A 4,524-nucleotide genomic window follows, 5' to 3' on the forward strand; every position below is an offset into this window, starting at 1 on the left:
TGTCGCTCAGCGCCTGCTGGCCATGGCCGCCGGCATCTGGCACAACTGGGAGGCGGGCGTGACCAGCAAACGCTCACTGACCGCGTTCGATCACTGACACCAACTTCACGGAATCAACCATCTAGCTTCGGCCGGCAGGTCACGCATCGTCCGCAACGGTGAGAACACCACCCACGCCGCCCCGGCGACGGCGCCGATGAGAGAGATCCACAGCGTCGGCACGATCCCGATCCACGAGCCGAGCCCGCCGCCCAGGAGTGCGCCCAGCGGCGTCGAACCCCACACCACCCAGCGGATCGAGGCGTTCATCCGGCCGAGCAGGTGGTCGGGGCAGATCGCCTGCCGATAGCTCACCTGGCCGACGTTGTAGACGACGATCCCGAACACGTTCACCGCGAGGCCGACCATCGGGAGAACCAACCCCCAGCCGTCCGAGATGAACGGCAGCGCCAGGGTGAAAGGCCAGGTCAGCAGTGGAATGAGCCAGATCATCCGAGCCTGCCCGACGAGCAGGCCGATCTTGTACGCGAAGGCCGCGCCGAGCACACCGCCGACGCCGCCCGCGCTGAGCACCAGGCCCGCCGTTCCCTCGCTCAGCTTCACGGTCTGCAGCAGGAACAGCACCATCACGGCGGCCTGGATGCCGTGGAAGAAGTTCGACGTGCCGGTGCAGGCCACGATCTTGCGCAAGGTGGCGTTGCGGAAGACGAACCGCAGTCCCTCCATGACCTCGCGACGCAACTGCGGGTCGGGGTGGCGTTCCGGCGCCGGCTCCACGGTCTTGATCCGGACCAGGAAGAACGCCGAGCTCAGGTAGCCGAGTCCGGTCGCGAGCACACCGTTGGCCGCGCCGAGGAACTGCGCCGCGTAACCACCGATCGCCGGTCCGGACACCTCCGCCACCGACAGGCTGGCCTGCAGCTTCGAGTTGCCCTCGACGAGCTGACCGCGCCCGACCAGCGACGGCAGGTACGACTGGTAGGCGACGTCGAAGAACACCGTGCACACGCCCACCGCGAGGCTCACCACGACCAGTTGCGGCAGGCCGAGCAGCCCCAGCCACCACGCGACCGGAACGCTCAGCATCAGCGCGGCGCGGGCGACGTCCATCGCGATCATCAACGGTTTGCGGCGCATCCGGTCGACCCACACGCCCGCGGGCAGGCCGATCACCAGGAACGCCATCTGGCTCGCCGCGGCCAGCAGGCCCATCTCGAACGGTGTCGCGTTCAGCACACCCGCCGCGAGCAGCGGGACCACCGTCATGCCGACACTCGCGCCGAACTGGCTGATCGTGTCGCCCATCCAGAGCCTGCGGAAGTCGGGGTGCCCCCAAAGCGCCATGCCGACGAGTCTGCGCTGAGTGATTGGAAGCTGTCAATCACTTAGACTGAACGCGTGCCACTTTCCCCGAAGCGACGACCCGCGACGAAGGAAGAAGCTGCGGCTCTCAGCTCTGACCTGCGGCTTCGGATGATCCGCATGACGTTCGACCGCCCGCTCACCAACAAGGAGCTGGCGCAGCGGCTCGGCAAGGACCCCGCCACGACGCTGCACCACGTGCGCAAGCTCGTCGCCGCCGGATTCCTCGAAGCGATGCCGCCACGCGCGGGCAACCGGGGCGCCAAGGAGATCCCCTATCGGTCGACAGGCCTGTCGTGGCAGCTCGACAACAGCGAAAATATGGTCGCCGTCGGCGAAGCGATGCTGCACGCTTTTCTCGGCGAGGTTGCCGACATCGGGCTCGAGAACGTGGATCAGAGCCGCCTGGTCGTCACCGTCGACCCGGAGGAACTAAAACAGCGGCTCGCTTCGTTGTTGGATGAGCTGGCCGCGCAACCGGTCAGACCGGAAGTTCCCCGTGTGGCGATCTACCTCGCGGTGTATCCGGGGGACTGAAGGTCCGTGGGACGATGAAGGGCAAATGACGGAAAACATCCAGAGCACAGAGTTCGACACCGAGTGGGAAGACGACTTCTCGACAGGTGACTACGAACTCGCCGAACGCGCCGCACTGCGCCGTGTCGCCGGGTTGTCCACCGAGCTCGAGGACATCACCGAGGTCGAGTACCGGCAGCTTCGCCTGGAGCGGGTCGTGCTCGTCGGGGTGTGGACCGAGGGCACGGCAGCGGACTCCGACGCCTCCCTCGCCGAACTCGCCCGCCTCGCCGAAACCGCTGGTTCCGAGGTGCTCGAGGGCGTCGTGCAAAGGCGTGACAAGCCAGATCCCGCGACGTACATCGGCTCCGGCAAGGTGGCCGAGCTGCGTGACGTGGTGCAGGCGACCGGCGCGGACACGGTGATCTGCGACGGTGAGCTCTCACCCGGCCAGCTGCGTCAGCTGGAGGAGAAGCTGAAGGTCAAGGTCATCGACCGGACCGCGCTCATCCTGGACATCTTCGCGCAGCACGCGCGGTCCAAGGAGGGCAAGGCTCAAGTCGAGTTGGCCCAGCTGCAGTACCTGATGCCGCGTCTGCGCGGCTGGGGTGAGACGTTGTCGCGGCAGGCCGGTGGTCGTGCCGGCGGCGGCAACGGCGGTGTGGGTCTGCGCGGTCCCGGTGAAACCAAGATCGAAACCGACCGTCGCAGGATCCGTGCGCGCATCGCCAAGCTGCGTCGCGAGATCGCCGCGATCGGCGTCATCCGCGAGACCAAGCGGAGCCGCCGCACGGCGAACGAGATTCCGAGCGTCGCCATCGCGGGTTACACGAACGCGGGCAAGTCGTCACTGCTCAACGCGCTGACGGACGCCGGAGTCCTGGTGGAGGACGCGCTGTTCGCCACCCTCGACCCGACGACCCGCCGCGCGCTGACGCCGGAAGGCCTGCCGTACACGCTGACGGACACCGTCGGCTTCGTCCGGCACCTGCCGCACCAGCTCGTCGAGGCGTTCCGCTCGACGCTGGAGGAGGTCGGCCAGGCCGACCTGCTCGTGCACGTGGTCGACGGCTCCGACGGCATGCCGGAGAAGCAGGTCAGCGCCGTGCGCGAGGTCCTCGCCGAGATCAACGCGAAGAACGACACGCCGATGCCGCGCGAGCTGCTCGTCGTGAACAAGATCGACGCGGTGGGCGACCTGGGCCTCGCGAGGCTGCGGCACCTGTTCCCGGACGCGTCGTTCGTGTCGGCGCACAAGGGCCTCGGCATCGAGGAACTGCGGGTCCGCATCGCCGAGCTCATGCCACGCCCAGAGGTCGTGGTCGAGGCGCTCGTGCCGTACGCGCGCGGCGAGGTCGTCGCCCGCGTGCACCGCGACGGCGAGGTGCTGTCCGAGAAGCACACGGAGTCGGGCACGCTGCTCAGCGCCCGCGTGCGCCCGGACCTCGCCGGCCTCCTCGAGGAGTTCGCGACGAACGGAACGCCTGCTTGATCCCGCCTCCACCGGTGGACGTGTGCCCGGTAGTCATGCAGGAGCTCTCCGGGCTCACGTCCGACGGAAAACAGTTTTTCGCCGTCAGCGACAGCGACAACGGCACGCTGCGCATCCAGGTCCTCGGCCGCGACTGCGTCGTGAAACGCACGATCACCGCGCCCGTGGACCCCTTCGACGTCGAAGACCTGGCGATGACGCCGGACGGCACCCTCTGGGCCGCCGACACCGGCGACAACAACAAGTCCCGCTCCACGGTCGCCTTGCACAAGGTTTCACCTTCAGGCGCCGTGGAGCGGTTCCGCGTCACCTACCCGGACGGCAAACACGACGCCGAGGCGTTGTTCATCGACAAGTCCGGCATGCCGTACATCGTCACCAAGGAACCCCTCGGCTCTGCGCTGGTATATCGCCCGACGGCGGCGCTCCGAACCGATATATCAGTTCCGTTGGAGCAGGTGGCCCGCGTAACGCTGTCCAGCACGGACACCCCAGGCGGACCCCTGGAAGGCACCCTCGACTCGCGCCTGGTGACCGGCGCCGCCTCTATGGCCGACGGCTCCGTCATCGCCCTGCGCACCTACACCGACGCCTACCTCTTCCCGGTCCCCGACGGTGACGTGGCCAAGGCCCTGTCCGGCGACCCGGTCCGCGTCCCCCTGCCGAACGAGCCCCAAGGCGAGGCCATCGCCTTCGACCCGGACGGCACCCTGCTGTCCGCCTCCGAAGGCGCGGGCACCCCGATCCGCGCCGTGGCCGGAGCCGCCGCCCTGGCGCAGCCACCCGCGCCGACGACCACGACGCCGCCGCCACCCGCAGCCGACCAACCCCAAGCCGCCCCGCCGAACTCGTCGAGCTCCTGGCAGAACTGGCCCCTGGCCCTGACGCTCGGCGGCATCGTCCTCATCGCCGCATTGGTCATCGGCTTGCGCCTGCGCCGTCGAACCTGACCGCGGCCTCTCCGCTGCGTCACCGCCGCTAACACAGTTCGCCGTGATCTTCGTCGCGGCCCGCTGACCTGCCCCTTAGAGTTCCTAACAGATTGATCAACTGTGGTGACTGAACTTCCATGATCGTTGATCATGGTGGGGTGAGGAAGGGTGAGCAGCCACCATGGATCGTGTCCGACGACCTGTGGGAACGAATCGAGCCGT

4 protein-coding genes and 1 pseudogene are annotated in these 4,524 nt (G+C 67.9%); 4 read left to right on the plus strand and 1 reads right to left on the minus strand.

Going from position 1 to position 4,524, the window contains the following annotated elements:
- Positions 1-97, plus strand: a pseudogene (locus ABFX45_RS45840) (IS982 family transposase); the annotation flags it as partial.
- An 8-nt stretch (positions 98-105) separates the two neighbouring features.
- Here ABFX45_RS45840 and ABFX45_RS45845 read toward each other — a convergent pair.
- On the minus strand, positions 106-1,344 hold the full coding sequence (locus ABFX45_RS45845) for an MFS transporter (RefSeq protein ID WP_346137369.1): 1,239 nt from the start codon (positions 1,342-1,344) through the stop codon (positions 106-108).
- A 54-nt stretch (positions 1,345-1,398) separates the two neighbouring features.
- On the opposite strand from ABFX45_RS45845, the gene ABFX45_RS45850 reads away from it, so the two are divergent.
- From ABFX45_RS45850 to ABFX45_RS45860, 3 genes are read left to right on the plus strand one after another with little or no spacing between them, the layout of a single operon-like run.
- Positions 1,399-1,899: an ArsR/SmtB family transcription factor gene (locus ABFX45_RS45850; protein WP_267900104.1), complete on the plus strand. Its 501-nt coding sequence runs from the start codon at positions 1,399-1,401 to the stop codon at positions 1,897-1,899.
- A 25-nt stretch (positions 1,900-1,924) separates the two neighbouring features.
- Positions 1,925-3,370, plus strand: a complete 1,446-nt coding sequence (hflX, locus tag ABFX45_RS45855) for a GTPase HflX (RefSeq protein WP_109640488.1) — start codon at positions 1,925-1,927, stop codon at positions 3,368-3,370.
- Positions 3,371-3,405: 35 nt separating this feature from the next.
- On the plus strand, positions 3,406-4,320 hold the full coding sequence (locus ABFX45_RS45860) for an SdiA-regulated/phytase-like domain-containing protein (RefSeq protein WP_346137370.1): 915 nt from the start codon (positions 3,406-3,408) through the stop codon (positions 4,318-4,320).
- Positions 4,321-4,524: the final 204 nt, after the last annotated feature.

This window comes from Lentzea roselyniae (genome assembly GCF_039537795.1).
GTDB classification, from domain to species: Bacteria; Actinomycetota; Actinomycetes; order Mycobacteriales; family Pseudonocardiaceae; genus Lentzea; species Lentzea atacamensis.

Excerpts from the sequence above, each read along its gene's own strand:
- ABFX45_RS45845 (WP_346137369.1), bottom strand. The coding sequence starts at position 1,344 with ATGGCGCTTTGGGGGCACCCCGACTTCCGCAGGCTCTGGATGGGCGAC.
- hflX (WP_109640488.1), top strand. The coding sequence starts at position 1,925 with ATGACGGAAAACATCCAGAGCACAGAGTTCGACACCGAGTGGGAAGAC.
- ABFX45_RS45860 (WP_346137370.1), top strand. The coding sequence starts at position 3,406 with ATGCAGGAGCTCTCCGGGCTCACGTCCGACGGAAAACAGTTTTTCGCC.